This window comes from Bacillus sp. FSL R5-0447, from assembly GCF_038606125.1.
GTDB lineage: Bacteria > Bacillota > Bacilli > Bacillales > Bacillaceae > Bacillus > Bacillus velezensis.
This window is the reverse complement of record NZ_CP152012.1, coordinates 2,891,416-2,911,829: the sequence shown is the minus strand read 5'-3', so window position 1 is coordinate 2,911,829 and position 20,414 is coordinate 2,891,416. Positions and strand designations below refer to the sequence as shown.

Annotated in this window: 25 protein-coding genes and 1 other annotated feature; of the genes, 22 read left to right on the top strand and 3 right to left on the bottom strand. The window is 47.9% G+C overall.

The genetic code is table 11. The features are described 5' to 3' along the window. Positions 1 to 70: 70 nt before the first annotated feature. The 9 genes from NYE68_RS14565 to pheA all read left to right on the top strand — a co-directional run bounded on the left by NYE68_RS14565 (position 71) and on the right by pheA (position 6,410). On the top strand, positions 71 to 874 hold the full coding sequence (locus tag NYE68_RS14565; RefSeq protein WP_007408168.1) for a M23 family metallopeptidase: 804 nt from the start codon (positions 71 to 73) through the stop codon (positions 872 to 874). Beyond that, positions 867 to 1,733 (top strand): M50 family metallopeptidase, encoded by an 867-nt coding sequence (locus NYE68_RS14560; protein ID WP_007408169.1) that lies wholly within the window; start codon positions 867 to 869, stop codon positions 1,731 to 1,733. The genes NYE68_RS14565 and NYE68_RS14560 overlap by 8 nt, the downstream gene beginning before the upstream one ends. 58 nt (positions 1,734 to 1,791) lie before the next feature. Further along, positions 1,792 to 1,865 (top strand) — a sequence feature (ribosomal protein L21 leader region). A gap of 13 nt (positions 1,866 to 1,878) precedes the next feature. Then, positions 1,879 to 2,187, top strand: a complete 309-nt coding sequence (gene rplU / locus NYE68_RS14555; protein ID WP_003152660.1) for a 50S ribosomal protein L21 — start codon at positions 1,879 to 1,881, stop codon at positions 2,185 to 2,187. Between the two features lie 2 nt (positions 2,188 to 2,189). After that, the gene (locus NYE68_RS14550; protein ID WP_012118103.1) at positions 2,190 to 2,531 is read left to right on the top strand and encodes a ribosomal-processing cysteine protease Prp; all 342 of its coding nucleotides are present in this window, start codon (positions 2,190 to 2,192) and stop codon (positions 2,529 to 2,531) included. Between the two features lie 12 nt (positions 2,532 to 2,543). Beyond that, positions 2,544 to 2,828 carry a 50S ribosomal protein L27 gene (gene rpmA, locus NYE68_RS14545; protein ID WP_003152662.1) on the top strand — a complete coding sequence of 95 codons (285 nt, stop codon included), beginning with the start codon at positions 2,544 to 2,546 and terminating at the stop codon, positions 2,826 to 2,828. Between the two features lie 317 nt (positions 2,829 to 3,145). Further along, positions 3,146 to 3,724, top strand: coding sequence for a sporulation initiation phosphotransferase B (locus NYE68_RS14540; protein ID WP_007408171.1), 579 nt, complete (start codon positions 3,146 to 3,148; stop codon positions 3,722 to 3,724). A gap of 31 nt (positions 3,725 to 3,755) precedes the next feature. Further along, complete coding sequence (gene obgE / locus NYE68_RS14535) at positions 3,756 to 5,042, top strand: GTPase ObgE (protein ID WP_007408172.1); 1,287 nt, start codon at positions 3,756 to 3,758, stop codon at positions 5,040 to 5,042. A 53-nt stretch (positions 5,043 to 5,095) separates the two neighbouring features. After that, positions 5,096 to 5,539: a transcriptional regulator ThrR gene (thrR, locus tag NYE68_RS14530; RefSeq protein ID WP_007408173.1), complete on the top strand. Its 444-nt coding sequence runs from the start codon at positions 5,096 to 5,098 to the stop codon at positions 5,537 to 5,539. Between the two features lie 13 nt (positions 5,540 to 5,552). After that, on the top strand, positions 5,553 to 6,410 hold the full coding sequence (gene pheA, locus NYE68_RS14525; protein WP_324636555.1) for a prephenate dehydratase: 858 nt from the start codon (positions 5,553 to 5,555) through the stop codon (positions 6,408 to 6,410). A gap of 27 nt (positions 6,411 to 6,437) precedes the next feature. On the opposite strand, the gene NYE68_RS14520 is transcribed toward pheA, so the two are convergent. Together NYE68_RS14520 and NYE68_RS14515 are read right to left on the bottom strand one after the other, a co-directional pair. Next, positions 6,438 to 6,980 (bottom strand): transcription repressor NadR, encoded by a 543-nt coding sequence (locus NYE68_RS14520; protein ID WP_012118101.1) that lies wholly within the window; start codon positions 6,978 to 6,980, stop codon positions 6,438 to 6,440. Next, positions 6,977 to 8,128 carry an IscS subfamily cysteine desulfurase gene (locus tag NYE68_RS14515; RefSeq protein ID WP_265451138.1) on the bottom strand — a complete coding sequence of 384 codons (1,152 nt, stop codon included), beginning with the start codon at positions 8,126 to 8,128 and terminating at the stop codon, positions 6,977 to 6,979. Before NYE68_RS14515 ends, NYE68_RS14520 begins: the two co-directional genes overlap by 4 nt. Positions 8,129 to 8,233: 105 nt before the next feature. Between NYE68_RS14515 and nadB the strand changes: the two genes are divergently transcribed. The 12 genes from nadB (at position 8,234) to yajC (ending at position 19,151) form a co-directional block, all read left to right on the top strand. Then, the gene (gene nadB, locus NYE68_RS14510; RefSeq protein WP_342493921.1) at positions 8,234 to 9,799 is read left to right on the top strand and encodes an L-aspartate oxidase; all 1,566 of its coding nucleotides are present in this window, start codon (positions 8,234 to 8,236) and stop codon (positions 9,797 to 9,799) included. Beyond that, positions 9,781 to 10,629 carry a carboxylating nicotinate-nucleotide diphosphorylase gene (nadC, locus tag NYE68_RS14505; RefSeq protein ID WP_076425042.1) on the top strand — a complete coding sequence of 283 codons (849 nt, stop codon included), beginning with the start codon at positions 9,781 to 9,783 and terminating at the stop codon, positions 10,627 to 10,629. The genes nadB and nadC overlap by 19 nt, the downstream gene beginning before the upstream one ends. A 1-nt stretch (position 10,630) precedes the next feature. Then, positions 10,631 to 11,734 (top strand): quinolinate synthase NadA, encoded by a 1,104-nt coding sequence (gene nadA / locus NYE68_RS14500; protein WP_324636563.1) that lies wholly within the window; start codon positions 10,631 to 10,633, stop codon positions 11,732 to 11,734. Between the two features lie 126 nt (positions 11,735 to 11,860). Then, positions 11,861 to 13,048, top strand: coding sequence for a spore coat assembly protein SafA (gene safA / locus NYE68_RS14495; protein WP_324636565.1), 1,188 nt, complete (start codon positions 11,861 to 11,863; stop codon positions 13,046 to 13,048). A gap of 148 nt (positions 13,049 to 13,196) precedes the next feature. Further along, positions 13,197 to 13,790 carry a YhcN/YlaJ family sporulation lipoprotein gene (locus NYE68_RS14490; protein WP_014721606.1) on the top strand — a complete coding sequence of 198 codons (594 nt, stop codon included), beginning with the start codon at positions 13,197 to 13,199 and terminating at the stop codon, positions 13,788 to 13,790. 385 nt (positions 13,791 to 14,175) lie between these two features. Then, on the top strand, positions 14,176 to 14,685 hold the full coding sequence (locus tag NYE68_RS14485; RefSeq protein ID WP_015417917.1) for an intercompartmental signaling factor BofC: 510 nt from the start codon (positions 14,176 to 14,178) through the stop codon (positions 14,683 to 14,685). A gap of 134 nt (positions 14,686 to 14,819) precedes the next feature. Next, the gene (gene ruvA, locus NYE68_RS14480; RefSeq protein WP_003152683.1) at positions 14,820 to 15,425 is read left to right on the top strand and encodes a Holliday junction branch migration protein RuvA; all 606 of its coding nucleotides are present in this window, start codon (positions 14,820 to 14,822) and stop codon (positions 15,423 to 15,425) included. A 10-nt stretch (positions 15,426 to 15,435) separates the two neighbouring features. Beyond that, a complete protein-coding gene (gene ruvB / locus NYE68_RS14475) occupies positions 15,436 to 16,440 on the top strand; it encodes a Holliday junction branch migration DNA helicase RuvB (protein WP_007408185.1) in 1,005 nt (334 codons plus the stop codon). Next, on the top strand, positions 16,433 to 16,633 hold the full coding sequence (locus NYE68_RS14470; protein WP_003152687.1) for a DUF2905 domain-containing protein: 201 nt from the start codon (positions 16,433 to 16,435) through the stop codon (positions 16,631 to 16,633). Before ruvB ends, NYE68_RS14470 begins: the two co-directional genes overlap by 8 nt. Positions 16,634 to 16,658: 25 nt before the next feature. Further along, positions 16,659 to 17,687: a tRNA preQ1(34) S-adenosylmethionine ribosyltransferase-isomerase QueA gene (gene queA / locus NYE68_RS14465; protein WP_003152692.1), complete on the top strand. Its 1,029-nt coding sequence runs from the start codon at positions 16,659 to 16,661 to the stop codon at positions 17,685 to 17,687. A 27-nt stretch (positions 17,688 to 17,714) separates the two neighbouring features. Next, a complete protein-coding gene (gene tgt / locus NYE68_RS14460; RefSeq protein WP_007408186.1) occupies positions 17,715 to 18,860 on the top strand; it encodes a tRNA guanosine(34) transglycosylase Tgt in 1,146 nt (381 codons plus the stop codon). Between the two features lie 30 nt (positions 18,861 to 18,890). Beyond that, positions 18,891 to 19,151 (top strand): preprotein translocase subunit YajC, encoded by a 261-nt coding sequence (gene yajC / locus NYE68_RS14455; protein ID WP_003152695.1) that lies wholly within the window; start codon positions 18,891 to 18,893, stop codon positions 19,149 to 19,151. Positions 19,152 to 19,203: 52 nt separating this feature from the next. On the opposite strand, the gene NYE68_RS14450 is transcribed toward yajC, so the two are convergent. Then, a complete protein-coding gene (locus NYE68_RS14450; RefSeq protein ID WP_003152697.1) occupies positions 19,204 to 19,590 on the bottom strand; it encodes a TIGR04086 family membrane protein in 387 nt (128 codons plus the stop codon). A gap of 166 nt (positions 19,591 to 19,756) precedes the next feature. On the opposite strand from NYE68_RS14450, the gene NYE68_RS14445 reads away from it, so the two are divergent. Then, a complete protein-coding gene (locus NYE68_RS14445; RefSeq protein ID WP_003152699.1) occupies positions 19,757 to 20,413 on the top strand; it encodes a DUF421 domain-containing protein in 657 nt (218 codons plus the stop codon). The last annotated feature ends 1 nt before the right edge of the window (position 20,414 follow it).

The following is a 20,414-nucleotide window of genomic DNA, read 5'->3' as shown; positions in this document are numbered from 1 at the left end:
TCAAGAGCGCATATTTGCAATGGACAAGACATAGGATGTACAAACCCAACGATTGCAAAGGATGATGGCGATGAGTCACAGAGCTGATGAAATTAGAAAAAGACTGGCCAAAAGAAGAAAACAGCGGCCTGAATCAAAACGGACTTTCGTTCAAAACGCCCAAACGCAGAATTTTCCCGCGTGGCAGACGGTCAAGGAGCAGGAAAAGCACAAACTTCTTCCGGACTACGAATATCAAACGGAACACCCGCCCGAATTTAACGGACGGCATCCATTGATCAGCGCTCATTCTATTATTTTAAAATGCCTGCTGGCCGCCTGTCTCGTACTGATCTCCGCTATTGCCTATAAAACTGACAAACAGCCGCTGAGTCAGATCAAACCGGCGATCGCACAAACCTTTCAAAAAGAATTTCAGTTTGCTGCCGTAAGCAATTGGTTCGTATCTTCCTTCGGAAACCCGCTCGCTTTTCTTACGCCGGGAACGAAAAAGAAGGACGGTCAGGTGGCGGTCAGTCAGGATATGGCCGTTCCTGCCGCGGGGAAAATCCAGCAGGACTTTCAAAATAACGGAGAAGGCGTCGTCGTCGAAACCGCCAGCGAAGCCATTGACAGCGTAAAAGAAGGCTACATTATGGAAGTGAGCAAAGATAAAAAAACAGGACTGACGGTGAAGGTGCAGCACGCCGACAATACCAGCAGCATTTACGGCCGGCTAAAAGATGTTAATGTTTCATTGTACGACTTTGTCGATAAAGGGAAAAAGATCGGTTCGATCAAGCTTAACGATAAAAGTAAAGGCCAGTACTATTTCGCGATCCAGGATGGCGATAAATTCATAGATCCGATCCAGGTGATCACATTTGATGAATAAATGGCTCATCCTCCTTTTTAAAATTCATGTCCATCCTTTTCTTTGGATTATCATGGGGCTTGGTCTTATGACGGGGCACATCAAAGCGCTGCTGTGTCTTTTGCTGGTCGTATCCGTTCATGAGCTGGGGCATGCTGCTCTGGCTGTGTTTTTTTCGTGGCGCATTAAACGCATCTTTCTGCTCCCTTTCGGCGGGACGGTTGAGGTGGAGGAGCACGGAAACCGGCCGCTTAAAGAGGAATTCGCGGTCATTCTGGCGGGCCCGCTTCAGCATGTGTGGCTTCAGGCGGCAGCCTGGCTCTTTTTCATGTCAGGCTTTGCAAGTGAGCAGACATTTGAGATGTTTACCTTTTATAATCTCTCCATTCTTTTCATCAATCTTTTGCCGATCTGGCCGCTTGACGGCGGAAAGTTCGTGTTTTTATACTTCTCTAAACAAATGGCTTTTCAAAAAGCGCATCTCCTCAGCCTGCAGACATCAGCCGTTTCCGCGCTTTTGCTCTGCTGCTGGATTGTGCTGGCCGTCCCCCTTCAGGTCAGCGCATGGGTGCTGTTCGTCTTTCTCGCCGCTTCTTTATGGGATGAATACCGGAAGCGGCATTATATTCAGCTGAGGTTTCTTTTGGAGAGATACTACGGCAAAAACCGCGATGTCGCCATGCTGCATCCTTTGACGGTCGCGGCCGATGCCAAAGTAAAGCATGTCATGGCCGAATTCAAACGGGGATGCAAGCACCCCATTATCGTTGAAAAAGCCGGCGAAAAGCTCAGCCAGCTCGATGAAAATGAAGTGCTTCATGCGTATTTTGCCGATAAACGGACAGATTCCTCTATGGAAGACCTGCTGCTGCCTTACTAGAAATAGATTGACATATCCTTTTGGTTCTGATATATTTTTTAATGTTATGGATGTAGCACCAATGCTACAACCGCTCGGGACAGGTGATAAGAGCTTTAAAGCCCCCTGTTGCTGGCGAGTCTTAGTCTAATAGGAGGTGCAGAGAATGTACGCAATCATTAAAACAGGCGGAAAACAAATCAAAGTTGAAGAAGGTCAAACTGTTTACATCGAAAAACTTGCTGCTGAAGCAGGTGAAACAGTGACGTTTGAAGACGTATTGTTTGTTGGCGGAGACAGCGTGAAAGTCGGCAACCCAACAGTTGCAGGCGCGACAGTTACAGCTAAAGTTGAAAAACAAGGCCGTGCGAAAAAAATCACTGTTTTCCGTTACAAGCCAAAGAAAAATGTTCATAAAAAACAAGGTCATCGTCAGCCTTATACTAAATTGACAATCGAAAAAATCAACGCGTAAGCATGATTGAGGCAACAATTCGAAGATCCCGGAATGACGGGGGCATATTGTCCTTTGAAATGACGGGACATGCCGATTTTGCTGAACATGGACGAGATCTCGTATGCGCCGGGGTCACGGCTGTCGTTTTCGGAGCGGTCAATGCGGTTATCGCGCTGGCTCCTCTCGAACCGATTCTTGATATAGGCGAGGACGGGGGTTATTTCTACTTTGAATTCCCTGAAGCCGCTGATCAGGAAGCTTTGCAAAAAGCGCAGCTGCTGATTGAAGGCATGATTGTTTCTCTTGAAACGATCGAGCGGGATTACAGTGAACACTTACGGTTGACTGCAAACCAAATATAGGAGGTGAGTTACATGCTTAGATTAGATCTTCAGTTTTTCGCTTCTAAAAAAGGTGTAGGTTCTACAAAGAACGGACGTGACTCTGAATCTAAACGTTTAGGCGCTAAACGTGCAGACGGTCAATTCGTAACAGGCGGATCTATCCTTTACCGTCAACGCGGAACGAAAATCTACCCAGGTGAAAACGTGGGCCGCGGAGGAGATGACACTCTTTTTGCTAAAATCGACGGAACTGTTAAATTCGAACGTTTCGGCCGTGACCGCAAAAAAGTGAGCGTATATCCTGTAGCTCAATAATGACACAAAAAACTCCGGTCGTTGACTGGAGTTTTTTTTGCAGTAAGCGGAGTAACATCAAGAATGAAAAGCAGAGGATGCGTGAGTGAACCCCGCCTTGAATGAGGACATCAGCTTCCCATACCCACTGGATATGTTCCCCAAGCAGTGATACCAAAAATGTTTCTGCCTGGCATCCGCATTGTATGCGATCCGAAAAAGGAACATGATGAACCAGGAAAAACAAGTGTTTTTTTAACAAAGCCTTCTCTGTTATAATTCATAGTACACACTTATCAAGACTCCTAAAAAGAAATTAAACGATTGGGAGTGCGAAAATGAAGGATGTATCGAAGAAACAAGAAGAACCTGTAAGCGATGCGGCTCTGATCAATGAGCTGATCCAATTAATGGGCCATTTCCGTCATGATTGGATGAATAAGCTGCAGCTGATAAAAGGAAACTTAAGTTTGCAGAAGTATGACAGGGTCGTTGAAATTATTGACGAAATGGTCATAGATGCAAAGCACGAATCAAAGCTCTCAAACCTGAAAACCCCGCACTTGGCGTTTGACTTTCTTACATTTAATTGGAAGTCCCGTTATATGAGGCTCGAATACGAAGTGCTCGGAGAAATTAAAGATTTATCGGCATATGATCAAAAGCTGTCGAACCTGATGAGAAAACTGTTTCATCTGTTCGGTCTGGCGGTAAACAATGAAAGTGAAAATCATCTGACCGTATCGCTGCAGACGGATCACCCTGACAGACAGCTTATTGTATATCTCGATTTTCATGGAACGATTGCAAATGCAGATGTGTTTGATGAATTTCGCAAATCCCGGCATGAGGACTTTGATGTCATGCAATTTGAGCTGACCGGCCATGAATGTGTGGCCGAAATTGGAATGAACTAGCGGTTTTTTACGGTTTAGAACGGAGGATATTATGTTTGTAGATCAGGTGAAAGTATATGTAAAAGGCGGCGACGGCGGTAACGGAATGGTTGCGTTCCGCCGTGAAAAATATGTGCCGAAAGGCGGGCCTGCCGGCGGTGACGGAGGTAATGGAGGCGACGTCGTTTTTGAGGTTGATGAAGGACTGCGCACGCTCATGGACTTCCGGTACCAGCGGCATTTCAAAGCGATACGCGGCGAGCACGGCATGTCTAAAAACCAGCACGGCAGAAATGCGGACGATATGGTTGTTAAAGTTCCGCCCGGCACAGTCGTAACGGATGACGATACAAAACAGGTCATTGCCGATCTGACTGAGCACGGGCAGCGTGCCGTCATCGCAAAAGGCGGACGCGGCGGACGGGGAAATACCCGCTTTGCGACACCGGCCAACCCGGCACCGCAGCTGTCAGAGCACGGAGAGCCCGGAAAAGAGCGCTATATCGTGCTTGAACTGAAAGTGCTTGCAGACGTAGGCCTCGTCGGCTTCCCGAGCGTCGGAAAATCTACGCTTCTGTCTGTCGTTTCATCGGCAAAGCCGAAAATCGCCGATTATCATTTTACAACGCTTGTTCCGAATCTGGGCATGGTGGAAACGGATGACGGAAGAAGCTTCGTCATGGCGGATCTGCCCGGTTTGATTGAAGGAGCGCATGAAGGAGTCGGCTTAGGCCACCAATTTCTCCGCCATATCGAACGGACGCGCGTCATCGTTCACGTCATTGACATGTCAGCGATGGAAGGCCGTGATCCGTATGAGGATTATGTCACCATTAATCAGGAGCTCAGTGAATATAATCTGCGGCTGACGGAGCGTCCGCAAATTATCGTTGCGAATAAAATGGACATGCCCGAAGCGGCTGAAAATCTTAAAGCGTTTAAAGAAAAGCTTCAGGATGACCATCCTGTCTTTCCGATCAGCGCTGTGACGAGAGAAGGGCTCCGCGATCTTCTGTTTGAAGTCGCCAACCAGCTGGAAACAACGCCTGAATTCCCGCTGTATGATGAAGAAGAACTGGCGGAAAACCGCGTAATGTACACGATGGAAGATGAAGAAATTCCATTTAACATTACGCGTGATCCGGACGGCGCGTTTGTGCTTTCAGGTGACAGCCTGGAACGCCTCTTTAAAATGACTGATTTCTCCCGTGACGAATCCGTCAAGCGTTTTGCAAGACAGATGCGCGGTATGGGCGTTGATGAAGCGCTCAGAGAACGCGGTGCTAAAGACGGCGATATCATCCGACTTCTGGAATTTGAATTTGAATTTATTGATTAAAAAAACGGAGAGCTTGCGTTGCAGGCTCTCTGATGTAAAAGGGAGGGGTGCAGGTGAAAGAAGAGACATTTTATTTAGTGCGTGAAGACGTTCTGCCTGATGCGATGCGGAAAACCCTTGAAGTCAAAAAGCTGCTGGACAGAAAAAAGGCTGAATCGGTTGCAGATGCTGTGCAGAAAGTTGATTTAAGCAGAAGCGCTTTTTACAAATACCGAGATGCGGTTTTCCCTTTTTACACGATGGTTAAAGAACAAATAATCACACTTTTCTTTCATTTGGAGGATCGGTCAGGCGCGTTATCCCAGCTTTTGCAGGCGGTGGCTGACTCAGGAAGCAATGTGCTTTCCATTCACCAGACGATTCCGCTTCAGGGCAGAGCGAATGTCACGCTCTCAATCAGTACGTCCGCAATGGAAGAAAATATTCATACGTTAATGAATAAACTGAGAAAATTTGATTTTATAGAAAAAGTTGAGATCTTAGGGTCAGGCGCGTAAGGAGAGAAGAGACATGAAAGTCGGTTATTTAGGGCCAGAAGCCACATTTACACATCTAGCAGTCAGTTCCTGCTTTCAAAACAGCGTGACACAAGCACCTTATCAAACAATACCGGCATGCATGGATGCGGCGGTTGCGGGAGAAGTTGATCTTGCATTTGTTCCTTTGGAAAACGCGCTGGAAGGCTCGGTTAACTTAACGATTGACTATTTGATTCATGAGCAGCCTCTTGCGATCGTGGGGGAAATGACGCTGCCGATTCACCAGCATCTGCTCGTTCACCCTTCGAGAGAAAATGAGTGGAAAAAGCTTGAGAAAATTTATTCTCATTCCCATGCGATTGCGCAATGCCACAAATTTCTTCACCGGCATTTTTCGTCCGTTCCTTATGAGTATGCGAAGTCAACAGGTGCGGCTGCCAAGTATGTCAGTGAGCATTCGGACCTTCCGATCGGCGTGATTGCAAATGAAATGGCCGCCGCTACATACGGATTGAGCATCGTGAAGCGGGATATTCAGGATTATCAGAACAACCACACGAGATTTGTCATTCTTTCGCCTGAAAAAGACGTCTCATTCGAAGTGAATGCGAAACTGTCTTCACGGCCGAAAACGACGATGATGGTAACGCTTCCCCAAGATGACCAATCAGGTGCGCTGCACAGGGTGCTGTCCGCTTTTTCATGGAGAAACCTGAATTTATCAAAGATCGAATCGCGCCCGACAAAAACGGGTCTCGGCAACTATTTCTTTATTATTGATATTGAACAGGCGATGGATCAGGTTCTCATTCCCGGTGCCGTTCAAGAGATGGAAGCCCTCGGCTGCCGGGTCAAGCTTCTGGGAACATATCAATCCTATTCGATATAAAAAAAGCCCTTCAGGGGGCTTTTTTTTTTAATCTTTTATTAAAATACCCGCGTCGTCCAGCGCTTGGCAGGCTTGGTCAATCCGCTCTTTTGTCGGGGCGCTTAACGTATGGAGGTGCACGCCTCCGGTCAGCTGTGAAAGGTAAGCGGCATTTGTCGAGTTAATGTGATCCATGAATTGTTTGACTTCTTTCCGTGTACTGACTCTTATGGCGGCGGTTAAATCGCCGTATACGGGGTGTTCAATTATGACGTCCTTTATTGTGACGCCTTCATCGACAATGAGTGCAAGCTCTTCTTCCGTCCGCTCCGGGCCGTGCAGACAGGCGACAATCCGTTCGGCATTTTTTTCGCCGCCGGCATTCATGCTGATGTATAAGTAGCCTTGGCTCGTCGCGATAATCGGCTCGTTTTTTGCTTTCAAAAGCGATATGTCCTGCACGATCACCTGTCTTGAGACATTTGCTTTTTTGGCCAATTCGCCTCCTGTTAATGGCGAGCCGGCTTCTTTCAGCCAATGAAGCAGCATGTCGCGTCTTTTCTCCCCAGTAAGCTTCGTTCCTTCTGTCAAATTGCTGATTCTCCTTTCTTTTGCTCCCATAGCGCCGTAAATGTATGTATCAGCATATCGAGCTGTTCACATGTTGTTTCGTTTCCGAATGAGATCCGGAAAAACTGCCGCGCTTCCCGTTCGGTTTTTCCCAGCGCCTTCATAGCTGAAGAAGGGCCGTGGCTGCCGGCGGAACATGCGCTCCCGGTTGAGATGCAAATATCGTTACGATTACATTCTAACATAATATATTGTCCTTCAAAGGAGTGAAAAAAACACCCGACAATGTGAGGCAGGCATTCACCGCCGGTTTCTTCCTCTGAAAATGAAATGGGGAGGCCTTGACGCCGAATTTGGTCATACAAATAATTCCTCAGCCTGTCAGCATGCTCACGGTGTTCCTCCATATGTTTCACTGCATACTCCGCAGCAGCGGTAAAAGCGCCGATGGCCGGCACATTCACCGTACCGGGCCTGAACCCGTTTTCATGCACGGTATGCGGATAAACCGGGTTCCAGCTGACACCGGGCCGAATGTAAACAGCCCCGGTGCCTTTCGGGCCGTATACTTTATGACCGGAGATGGAAAGGGCGTCGATTCCCTCCTGATCCGCATCAATCGGCAGTTTGCCGAAACTTTGAACACAATCGCAATGCAGCAAAATGTTTCTCTGGTGAAGAAAAGCGGCCAGACGATTCACAGGCTGGATGAGACCGGTTTCTGAATTGGCGTGCTGTATGGAAACGAGCCCCGTGTCAGGACGGACATGAGCCGCCAGTATGTCCTCGGTTATAAGGCCGTTTTCGTCGGGATATATGATGGTGACATCAATTCCACGGTCAGCTAAAAACGCAGCGGCATTTTGGATCGAATGGTGTTCCATTGCGGTCGTAATAAAATGTTTTTTGTGATCGGGCAGGCCGTGCAGCAATGATTGGACGGCCAGGATGTTCGCTTCCGTTCCGCCGCTTGTAAAGTAAATGCCGTCTGCCGCTCCGCCGATCAATTTTCCTGCAGAATGTCTGCAATATTCCAGCACGTCCGCCGCTCTTCCTCCGGCGTCATGAAGGCTGCTTGCATTGCCGTATACCTCTGTGCTGAGATGCTGAAAGACTTTCGCGGCTTCTTTGCTTAAAGGCGCTCCCGCCGCGTAATCAAGATAAATCATACAGCCCGTCTCCTATCCGTTTATGTTAAAAAAAGCTTGAGTTTATTTTATCGTTGTGTAAATATAGGTGTCAAGACAGGTGTAAACGTAACAGGAGGTTGATGTATGTCTGAAAAAACAATTATCGTCATTGGTTCGGGGACGGCGGCCCTTGCCTGTGCTTCCTCATTTCCTCCGTCATACCAAGTGACCGTCATCACAAAAAGAAATGTAACGAACAGCAATTCGCATTATGCTCAAGGCGGGATTGCTGTTTCATACGCAAAAGATGACTCGATAGAATCCCATGTGAACGATACACTGTATGCGGGATGCGGACACAATGACGTGACAGCCGTGCGGCATTTGCTGCAAAGCGGACAGAGCATGATAAACAGGCTGATAGAAGGCCATTTCCCTTTTGATACGAAGTCGGACGGAACGTTTTGTCTCGGCAGGGAAGGCGCTCATTCCAAAAGGAGAATTCTGCACGCCGGGGGAGATGCGACCGGACGGATGTTGGTTGAGTTTCTGGTTCAGCAGGTGAGGGACGGCATACGGATCATTGAACACGAGACGGTTGTTGATCTGCTGATTGAACACGGACGATGCGCAGGTGTTGCCGTAAAGGATGCTTTAGGCGCCGTTTCTTACAGAAGAGCGGATTGTGTAGTGCTTGCATCAGGCGGCTGCGGCAGTCTGTACCAATATCACACAAATGATTCCGCCATAACGGGAGACGGCATAGCTCTTGCCTTCCGCGCGGGAGCTGAGATCACGGATATGGAGTTCACCCAGTTCCACCCGACCCTCCTTGTGAAAAACGGGACTGTGTACGGCCTGATTTCTGAAGCAGTGAGAGGAGAAGGCGGATATTTAGCGGATCGCTTCGGGCGCAGGATCATGGCTGGCAGACACGCGCTTGAAGATTTGGCGCCCCGGGATGTGGTTTCACGGGCGATTTATGAAGAAATGATGAAAGGAAATCCTGTTTTTATAAATTGCAGCCGAATAGCCGATTTTAAGAAACGTTTTCCGACCATAACAGAAATTTGTCAAACAGCCGGTGTTGATCTTGAAAGCGGGATTCCCGTAGCACCCGGAATGCATTTTTTAATGGGCGGAGTAAAAGCCGATACCTGGGGGAAAACGTCCGTGCCTGATTTGTACGCCATAGGCGAGACCGCCTGCACAGGATTGCACGGGGCGAACCGCCTTGCGAGCAACTCACTGCTGGAAGCGCTGGCAAGCGGGAAACGATGTGCTGAACATATCATTCAAACGCCGTTAAACGGAAGATATAAAAAAACCCCGAAGAAATCTGACGTCATCTTAGAAGTGCCGGACACAGCGCTTCATGTGCTCCAAGCCAAAATGACAACCGGAGCGGGCATCGTCAGGGAAAAAGAAAACCTGCAGGCGCTGGCATCCTGGCTTAACAACGTATCTGTGCGTCATATAAATGTGAAGGAAATCACAATAGAACAAGCCGAGCTATCCTGCCTATGGAAGACTGCGCAACTTGTTGTGACCTCAGCCCTTATTCGGGAAGAAAGCAGGGGGGCTCATTTTCGCGCTGATTTTCCCGGGACGGAGAAAGAGTGGCACGGAAAACAAATTATTCATTCAACATCTGGAACAGCTATCAGAAAAAACGAAAGGATTGGGGAACTATGGACATTCTGCAGCTGAAACAAATGCTGACTCATTTTTTTCAGGAAGATATCGGAACGGGTGATGCGACGTCACAAGCGATTTTTTCTGATCAGCAATGTAAAGCGCGAATCATCGCAAAAACAGACGGCGTGTTTGCCGGAGAAGCCGTTATCCGTGAAGGATGGAAGCTTTTACACGATGATATCCGCATCCGCTCCCTGAAAAAAGACGGAGAACGGATGAAAAAAGGAGACGTGCTCGCTGAAATAGAAGGCCAGGCGGCGGCACTTCTTACGGGGGAGCGGGTCATTCTGAATCTCATACAAAGAATGTCAGGCATTGCGACAATGACGGATGAGGCCAAAAGGCGTCTTGATGATCCGACTATCAAGCTTTGTGATACGAGAAAAACGACACCCGGGCTCAGAATGCTGGAAAAATACGCCGTTCGGGTCGGAGGCGGCTTTAATCATCGTTTCGGCTTATATGACGGCATCATGATAAAAGATAATCATATTGCCGCCTGCGGATCGATAAGGGCGGCCATGGAGCGGGCAAGAAAAACGGCGGGGCAGATGCTTGCGGTGGAAGTCGAAATCGAATCCGAACAGCAGCTGCTCGAGGCAATAGAAGCGGGTGCAGACGTTATTATGTTTGACAACTGTCCGCCTGAGTCCGTCCGGCGTTTTGCAGGTATGACACCGGGCCATATCAAAACGGAAGCATCCGGAGGCATAACGCTCGACACATTGCCCGCTTATAAAGGAACGGGGGTCCAATATATTTCACTCGGATTTCTGACTCATTCAGTAAAAAGCGCCGACATCAGCATGGATGTTGAGGCAGCGGAACAGGGGGATTTTTAAGATGTCTATTTTTGACGTGCTAACTGCATCAGCCGAAATGATGCCGAGCCATTATAAAGACATGAGCACAGGAGAAATGGAAAAGCGGGTCGCCGCCATTAAACGGGCTTTCGGAAAGCGCCTGTTCATTCCGGGGCATCACTATCAAAAAGACGAAGTAATACAATTCGCCGATACGGCAGGTGACTCTCTGCAGCTTGCTCAAGTGGCAGAAAAAAATAAAGAGGCGGAATATATTGTGTTTTGCGGCGTGCATTTTATGGCGGAAACCGCTGATATGCTGACTGATGATAACCAAACCGTCATTTTGCCCGACATGCGCGCCGGATGCTCGATGGCTGATATGGCAGATATTCAGCAGACGGACAAAGCATGGCAAGAGCTTCAAGAACTGTACGGTAACACCATCATTCCGTTAACATATGTTAACTCGACGGCGGAAATTAAAGCATTCGTCGGACGGCACGGGGGAGCGACCGTCACCTCTTCGAATGCCCGGAGTGTGCTGAAATGGGCTTTTAAACAAAAAGAGAGAATTTTATTTTTGCCGGATCAGCATTTAGGCAAAAATACGGCCTATGACCTCGGCATTCCGCTGACAGAAATGGCTGTATGGGACCCGGTGCAGAACCGATTGCTTACTGACCATCCGGAAAACATTAAGGTTATCCTTTGGAAAGGGCATTGCTCCGTACACGAAAAGTTTACAGCGGAAAATATTTCTCAGCTGCGGCAGCGGGATTCCGGCATCCGCATTATCGTTCATCCGGAATGTTCGCGGGAAGTGGTCTCGCTCAGTGACGACAGCGGGTCTACCAAATACATTATTGATACGATCGAACAGGCTGAACCGGGAAGCAAATGGGCGATCGGCACGGAAATGAATCTTGTTCAGCGCCTCATTCACTCGCATCCGGATAAACAGATTGAATCATTGAATCCCGATATGTGTCCGTGTCTGACAATGAACAGAATCGACCTGCCGCATTTATTGTGGTCGCTTGAGCAGCTTGAAAAAGGCGAGCCGAAAGGTGTCATTAAAGTTCCGGAAGCGGTTCGGACAGAAGCGCTTCGTGCTTTGAACAGAATGCTGAGTCATACGTAATCATAAAAATTTCCCCTCCTTCCCAAATTTTTTATCATCATGCCCAGTCCATCGGCATATAGTGTGAAGAAACGTATTGTAATGACAAATGTACCGTTCACGTTTTGTGCATAGGAGGGGAAAACGTTGAAAATTCATATCGTTCAAAAAGGCGATTCGCTCTGGAAAATAGCTGAAAAATACGGAGTTGATCTTGAAGAGTTAAAAAAACTGAATCATCAGCTTAGCAATCCAGACTTAATTATGCCTGGAATGAAGATAAAGGTGCCTTCAGAAGCCGTTCCGGTCAGAAAAGAACCTAAGGCCGGCTTCGGAACGTCTGCGCATAAGCATGAGCATCCATATGCCAAAGAAAAACCGAAATCAGTTGTGGACATTGAAGACACCATACCGGAAGAACCAAAGCCGTCAATTCCGTATGTGCCGCCAATCCCTGAAAAGCATGAAAATGTGCTGCCGGAAGCTGATATGAACCAATATTACCCGTCCAATCAGCTGTTTCAGCCGTGGTCGCCTCCTAAGCCGGAGGAACCGGTGACATATTTTGTCGAGCCGAAAGAAAAAGAGCATGACAATAACATTCCACAACAGGAGGAAATGATCAACATGGAAAACGCGAATTACCCGAATATGCCAAAGGCGCCTGAAGCCGGAAAGATGGAAGAAGAAAACGCCGCTTATCATCTGCCGAACATGCCAAACATTCCGAATGTCCCGTTTCCGAATATGCCGGCCGTTGAACCGTCTTTTATGCATTATCCGATGCCGTGCATGCCTTGTCCTTGTCCGGTTCCGGTGACACCGATGCTGCCGGGTTCGGGACTATGCCATCCGTGCTTCCCGGTAGGCGGAGGTTTCGGCGGTTTTGGAGGAGGTTTTGGAGGCTTTCCGGTCATGCCGATGCCGTTACCGTACGGATTCCATCATCCGGGATTTGGGCCGCATGCGGGTTACGGTGAATATGAAAACCAGGCCCATGAAAATGCAGAGCATTATGATGGTTCTGCATCTGGTTTCGGCGGTGCTCCGTACGGTCAAATGCCGTATTACGGCGGATATTCGTCACATTACGCAAACGCGCCTCATCATGATGGGAAATATAAGGATGATGATTGCGGCTGCCATGATTCACATCATCACCACCATCACCACGGTTCACATCACCATCACGCAAATATGCCTGTGCAGCCGTATCCGAATATGGGTGCAAACGCCGGATATTTTATGCCTTACGGCGGAGCAAATCCTAATGCCGCGCCGAATCAGCCGAGTCCAAATCAAGTATTCGGACGGCCGGAGGAAGAAGAAGATTAATGTTTCGGGACGATGTATGTCGTTCCTTTTTTTATGTCCAACTGAGGAATGGACATAACTGACAAGCTTAAACCCGCCGCCCGCCGCGCATCCTAAACATGAGCGGAAAACGCTCAAAACAGCGATGAATCCACGGGGGGTTTTTCCATTGGGTAAAAAACTGATGACGATCGCGGGCGTTTTAGCCGTGACGGCAAGCTTAACGGCATGCGGAGCAAATAATGCCATGAATGACGGACGCTACAACCAGTCAACACGTCCGGTCGGATATTATTCGAATGATAATGGTAACGGCAGAGGCCAGTACGGAATGGACCATCAAGGACCCGTCTCTGAAATGATGGAAAACCGAAACGGCCGTCATAATACGACAAACGTGTCCGATCAGTACGCGCCTAATGACGGGGTTCCGTTAACGACGGACGGCACATATAACGGCCGAAATGTCAATACGCCGCCGGCAGCAATGTCTTATAATGGGTATGACAACGCCGAAAACATCAGGTTGGCGGCAAAAGTTGCAAACCGCGTGAAAAAAGTAAAAGGCGTACAGGATAGTCAGGTCATCGTGACTGACACGAGAGTCGTCATTGCCGTCAGAACAAATCATCCTTTTACGAAGAATGATGATAAACATGTCAAACATGCGGCCAAAAAATTCGCGGACGGCCGTACAATTCAAGTGTTTACCGACAACGCTACTTTTACAAAGCTGCAAGACATGAACAGAAACAGCCGTTAAACGGGACTGCCGGATGATTTCATCCGGCAGTATTTTTATGGATAAAGCTTCATCATTTCTTTACATATTCTTAAAACGCTCTTTATATTGCGGTGTTAACATAAAAGTAATAAAACGTAACGGAGGGGCCGGGATGAAAAAAACGGAGCATGACAAAAGCCGCGGAGCAAAAACTGTGTATCTGACCGTAAGGGGATACCGGCTCAAACTGACGCCCGGACAAATGAAACTGATTTCAGCCGGCCGGGCATAATCATCGCAGCAGCCCTCATTTAGAGAGCTGCTTTTTTTCGGCTGAAACAGACAAATGAAAGAAAACGATTAAGCACCGGCATCTTTGGTCAAACTAGCATCAAGAGTTTGATTGAATAAAGAGGTGTTATTGGTGAAACGAATTTGCGGTGCTCGTCTATTGTTTATGCTTGTCTTATCGGCTGCAGTCCTGATTTGCGGAGGAAAAGGCGCATACGGGGCGGAGGTTGAGCATTACGGGCCGCTTCGGGTGCACGTCCAGCTGGAAAAGGTCTATCTGGACGGTGATGTCGGCATCGAACATACGGATGAAACCGTTTTGGCGATGGAGGATTTTTGGGCCTCATATGCCGGCTGGACGCTCGTTGAGCAGAAAAAAGGCTTCGTCCTTTTCCGTAAGCATGTTGATGACATTTCTCCGCTCAGTAAGGTTAACGGTTATATCGGCGTCACGGACGGAGGCGTCATCTCCACTTTTCACGGCCGTCCCGGATCGCTGGCCGAGCCGATTCAGTCTTTCTTCCAGATTGATATAGAAAGGCTGGAAAGCCGATTGCAAAAGCACTTGGAACACGGCATACCGTACAGGACAAAAGCGGAGTTTGAGAGCGTGATCGATCATATTAAGACTTACAGCGGCTGACTTTGACGCAAGACATGTGACACATGTCTTTTTTTTCTGAATGGAAGGTGTCAGAGCGAACATACGTTAACTTTTCTATAAGACTTTGGCTGTTTTTGTGTTACAATGATAAGCAGTCAAAGAGGTGAATAGGTGTGATTGAATTCGTGAAGGGGACGATTGATTATGTATCTCCCCAATACATCGTGATTGAAAACGGCGGAATCGGTTATCAGGTCTTCACTCCGAATCCGTTTATTTATAAGGTAAGCAATCAAGAGACCATTTTTACGTATCATCATATAAAAGAAGATGCCTTTTCTTTGTACGGTTTTTCAACCCGGGAAGAAAAAGCGCTTTTTACAAAGCTGCTGAACGTCACCGGCATCGGGCCGAAAGGGGCGCTCGCCATCCTCGGTTCCGGTGATCCCGGAGCCGTCATCGAAGCGATCGAACAGGAAGATGAAGCCTTTTTGGTGAAATTTCCGGGTGTGGGCAAAAAAACGGCGCGGCAGATTATTCTTGATTTGAAAGGCAAACTGGCCGACGTCGTGCCTGAAATGATTGACAACCTGTTCAATCATGAAGCGCGCATTGAAAAACAAGAGGCTGAAACGGCGCTTGACGAGGCGCTTGAAGCGCTCCGGGTTCTCGGCTACGCCGAAAAAGAAATTAAAAAAGTGCTTCCTCACTTAAAAGAGGAAACGGCGCTTTCAACAGATCAATATGTGAAAAAAGCATTGCAAAAATTATTAAAGTAAGGTGATGTTCATGGATGAACGGCTCGTTTCAAGTGAAGCAGACAGCCATGAATCAATAATCGAGCAAAGCCTCAGGCCGCAGAATCTCGCCCAGTATATCGGCCAAAAGAAGGTGAAAGAAAATCTGCGCGTGTTTATCGATGCGGCGAAAATGAGGCAGGAAACGCTGGACCACGTTCTTTTATACGGGCCTCCGGGTCTCGGGAAAACAACGCTTGCGTCTATCGTGGCCAATGAGATGGGTGTGGAGATGCGGACGACGTCAGGTCCCGCCATCGAAAGACCGGGGGATTTGGCAGCCATTTTGACGGCGCTCGAACCAGGGGATGTGCTGTTTATAGACGAAATTCACAGGCTGAACCGCTCAATTGAGGAAGTGCTGTACCCGGCGATGGAGGATTTCTGCCTTGATATTGTCATTGGAAAAGGCCCGTCCGCCCGCTCCGTCCGTCTCGACCTTCCCCCTTTTACGCTTGTAGGAGCGACGACAAGGGTCGGATTATTGACCGCACCGCTCAGAGACCGGTTCGGGGTGCTGTCGCGCCTTGAATACTATACGCAGGAAGAGCTGACAGATATCGTGTCAAGAACTGCTGACGTTTTTGAAGTGGATATCGAAAAAGCACCGGCTCTGGAAATCGCCAGACGGTCAAGGGGAACGCCGCGGGTTGCAAACCGGCTTCTCAGAAGGGTGAGAGATTTTGCCCAGGTGCTCGGCGACAGCCGCATCACGGAAGAAATCGCTCACGACGCGCTCGAACGTCTTCAAGTCGATGCGCTCGGCCTTGACCATATCGACCATAAGCTGCTGATGGGCATGATCGAAAAATTCAGCGGCGGTCCCGTCGGCCTTGATACGATTTCCGCGACAATCGGCGAAGAACCGCATACAATAGAGGATGTGTACGAACCGTATCTGCTGCAGATCGGATTTCTTCAGAGGACGCCGAGGGGACGGGTCGTGACTCCGGCTGTGTATGAACATTTTCGATTGGAGGCGCCCGCCCGTGACTGACTTTCCGAAGGTTCTCATGGTTCTCGGTGCCGTTTTGCTTATTGCCGGCGCAGTCTGGCACTTTGTCGGAAGGCTGCCCGGAGATATTTTCGTTAAGAAGGGAAATGTTACATTTTTCTTTCCCGTTGTCACTTGTATTGTGATCAGTGTGATACTATCCATTCTGCTTAATTTTTTCGGCAGAATGAAATAACAATAGACAGAATTAAGGTGAAATGATGAAAGTCGATTTATTTGATTTTGAACTGCCTGAACGCCTCATTGCCCAAGTGCCGCTGAAAGAGCGTGACGCATCGCGGCTGATGGTGCTCGACAAACAGACGGGCGGGCTGACGGACAGTTCATTTAAAGAGATTGTAAGCTTTTTTAATGAAGGGGATTGTCTCGTCTTGAACAATACCCGTGTGCTGCCTGCAAGATTATTCGGCACAAAAGAAGATACGGGAGCGAAAGTGGAGCTTCTGTTATTAAAACAGGAAGAAAATGATACATGGGAAACGCTCGTAAAGCCGGCGAAACGCGTAAAAAAAGGAACGGTCCTGACATTTGGCGACGGCCGGCTGACAGCGGTCTGCACGGAGGAGCTTGATCACGGAGGCAGAAAAATTGAATTCCGGTATGACGGGATTTTTTACGAAGTGCTTGAATCACTCGGTGAAATGCCGCTGCCTCCTTATATTAAAGAGCAGCTTGATGATAAAGAACGGTATCAGACCGTCTTTTCAAAAGAAATCGGATCTGCCGCAGCTCCGACGGCCGGACTTCATTTTACGGAAGAGATTCTGGACGAGCTGAAGCAAAAGGGTGTGCGGATTGAATTTATCACACTTCATGTGGGACTCGGCACATTCCGCCCGGTCAGCGCGGATGATGTGGAAGAGCATAACATGCACGCGGAATTTTATGAAATGACGGAAGAAACCGCCGCCTCTTTAAACGAGGTCAGAAAGGCGGGAGGGCGCATCGTGTCGGTCGGGACGACATCAACGCGCACCCTGGAAACCATTGCCGGCGAGCATGACGGCGTATTTACCGCTTCAAGCGGCTGGACGTCCATCTTCATTTATCCGGGATATGAATTTAAAGCGATTGACGGCATGATCACCAATTTTCATCTGCCGAAATCTTCCCTTATCATGCTCGTTTCTGCGCTTGCCGGCAGAGAGCATGTTCTTTCCGCCTACCGTCATGCGGTAGAAGAGGAATACCGTTTCTTCAGCTTTGGCGACGCCATGCTGATTATCTAATTTGAATGACAGGAGGCCTCATACAAAGTGGCTGAACAACCGATACGTTATGAATTTATAAAGGAATGCAAACAAACGGGAGCACGGCTGGGCAGAGTTCATACGCCCCACGGCTCCTTTGAGACGCCTGTATTTATGCCGGTCGGCACGCTTGCTACGGTAAAGACGATGTCTCCGGATGAGCTGAAATCTATGGATGCGGGCATTATTTTAAGCAATACGTACCATTTATGGCTCCGTCCGGGACACGACATTGTAAAAGAAGCGGGCGGGCTTCATAAGTTTATGAACTGGGACCGCGCGATTTTAACAGATTCCGGCGGTTTTCAGGTCTTTTCATTGAGCAAGTTTCGTAATATAGAAGAAGAAGGCGTTCATTTCCGCAATCACTTAAACGGAGACAAGCTGTTTTTATCTCCGGAAAAAGCGATGGAAATTCAAAACGCCCTCGGCTCTGATATCATGATGGCGTTTGATGAGTGTCCGCCGTATCCGGCAGAGTATGATTACATGAAACGCTCTGTGGAACGGACCAGCCGCTGGGCGGAACGCTGCCTGGAGGCGCACGGGCGCTCAGATGAGCAGGGTCTGTTCGGGATCGTACAGGGCGGAGAATACGAAGACCTGCGAACACAAAGTGCAAAAGACTTGGTTTCGCTTGATTTTCCGGGTTATGCCATAGGCGGATTATCTGTCGGCGAGCCGAAGCACGTCATGAACCGAGTGCTTGAGTTTACAACTCCGCTTTTACCGAAGGACAAGCCGAGATATTTAATGGGTGTGGGTTCACCGGATGCCTTAATTGACGGCGCCATCCGCGGCGTGGATATGTTTGACTGCGTACTGCCGACCCGGATTGCCCGAAACGGCACGGTGTTTACGAATGAAGGGCGTCTGAATATGAAAAACGCCAAATATGAGCGTGATTTCCGTCCGATTGACGAAGAGTGCAGCTGCCATACATGCAAAAATTACTCCCGCGCTTACATCAGACATTTGATCCGCTGTAATGAAACGTTTGGAATTCGATTAACAACTTACCATAACCTTCATTTTCTGTTACACTTAATGGAGCAGGTCAGACAAGCCATCCGGGAGGATCGTCTTGGTGATTTCCGAGAAGAGTTCTTTGAGCGTTACGGCTATAATAAGCCAAATGCGAAAAGCTTCTAAATAAAACCATTCTTGAAAGGAGGGAAACAGATGGGTACTTTAGGCACAATCGTTCCTATTATTTTAATGTTTGCAGTGCTTTATTTCCTGCTCATCCGTCCGCAGCAAAAGCAGCAGAAGGCCGTACGCCAGATGCAGGAAGAGCTGAAAAAAGGGGATTCAGTGGTGACAATCGGAGGATTGCACGGCACTGTTGATTCAATTGATGAAAGCAAGGTCGTCATTAAAACAGGTGATAACACCCGTTTAACATTTGACCGCCGCGCAATCAGAGAAGCTTCCGCTGAATAACAGCGAAGCTCATACATACAAAAAAAAGAGCGGAGAATCCGCTCTTTTTTTATTACGCTGATCTGCTTCCTTTCAAATTCACTCCGAAAATGCCGCCCAGCATACTGACTCCCAAAAAGCCGAGATGAAATAAAAGCTGACCGGATGTAAACGTTTTTCCGAACCCTAAATATTGAAACAGCAAGATGATTAATGAAAAACAGACGGCGGTTAACGCTCCGATCATCCAGCCTTTTTCCTTCGCTTTGCCGCCCGATATAAAACCTCCCGCAAATAAAGAAAGAAAAGAAAGCGCGGTGATCAGCCAGCTGAAAGATGATTCTTCCATTGAGGTAACCGTCAGTAAAAGCGAAATCGCCAAACTCGTAAGAAGCATCACCGCAAAAATAGCCACTAAGCCGTACAAAACGCCTCTTCCCACTTGTTTCGTTTCTTCCATTTTTATCTCCTCTCCGCTCTGCGGCCTGATATATGACAAGCCGGAGCCCGTCTTTTTCTAAATGTATTCTCTGAATGTTCGAATTAGACGTAAATGCATGATGTTCAGCCCGTTTATTACATAATTCAGAGCCGATGGCAAATGCTATGACCGTTGGAGGTGCGATATGGAAGATATTTTCATTATTACGTTTCGTACGATTGTGCTTTATTTTATCATTCTTGTGATTTTCAGACTGATGGGAAAACGGGAAATCGGAGAACTGAGCATTTTAGACCTTGTCGTCTCCATTATGATTGCCGAGATTGCCGTATTGGCAATTGAAAATGTAAAAGATAAGCTTTTGCACACAATAGTGCCGATTGTCGTTTTAATGATTATTCAAGTAAGCCTTGCTTTTATTTCGCTCAAAAGCCAAAAAATACGGCAGCTGCTTGACGGAAAACCCACCATTATTATAAAACAGGGAAAAATTGATGAACGGGCGATGAGATCGCAGCGCTACAATTTTGACGATCTTCTTATGCAGCTGAGAGAGAATAACATCGATAGAATCTCTGACGTGTCGTACGCCATTTTGGAGTCTTCGGGCAAACTGTCAATCGTCAAAAAGAAAAACAATAAGGATAAGCAGATGGAAACATCGCTTATCGTTGACGGGGTCATTCAGAACGAGCATCTGGACAGAATCGGGAAAGATAAACACTGGCTTGAAAAAAATTTAGCAAAAAGAGGATATCGCGATCTTTCGGTTATATCATTCTGCACGTTTACGGACGGCGCTTTTTTTATTGATCTTAAAGATGAAAAAGGGGAGCCATGAA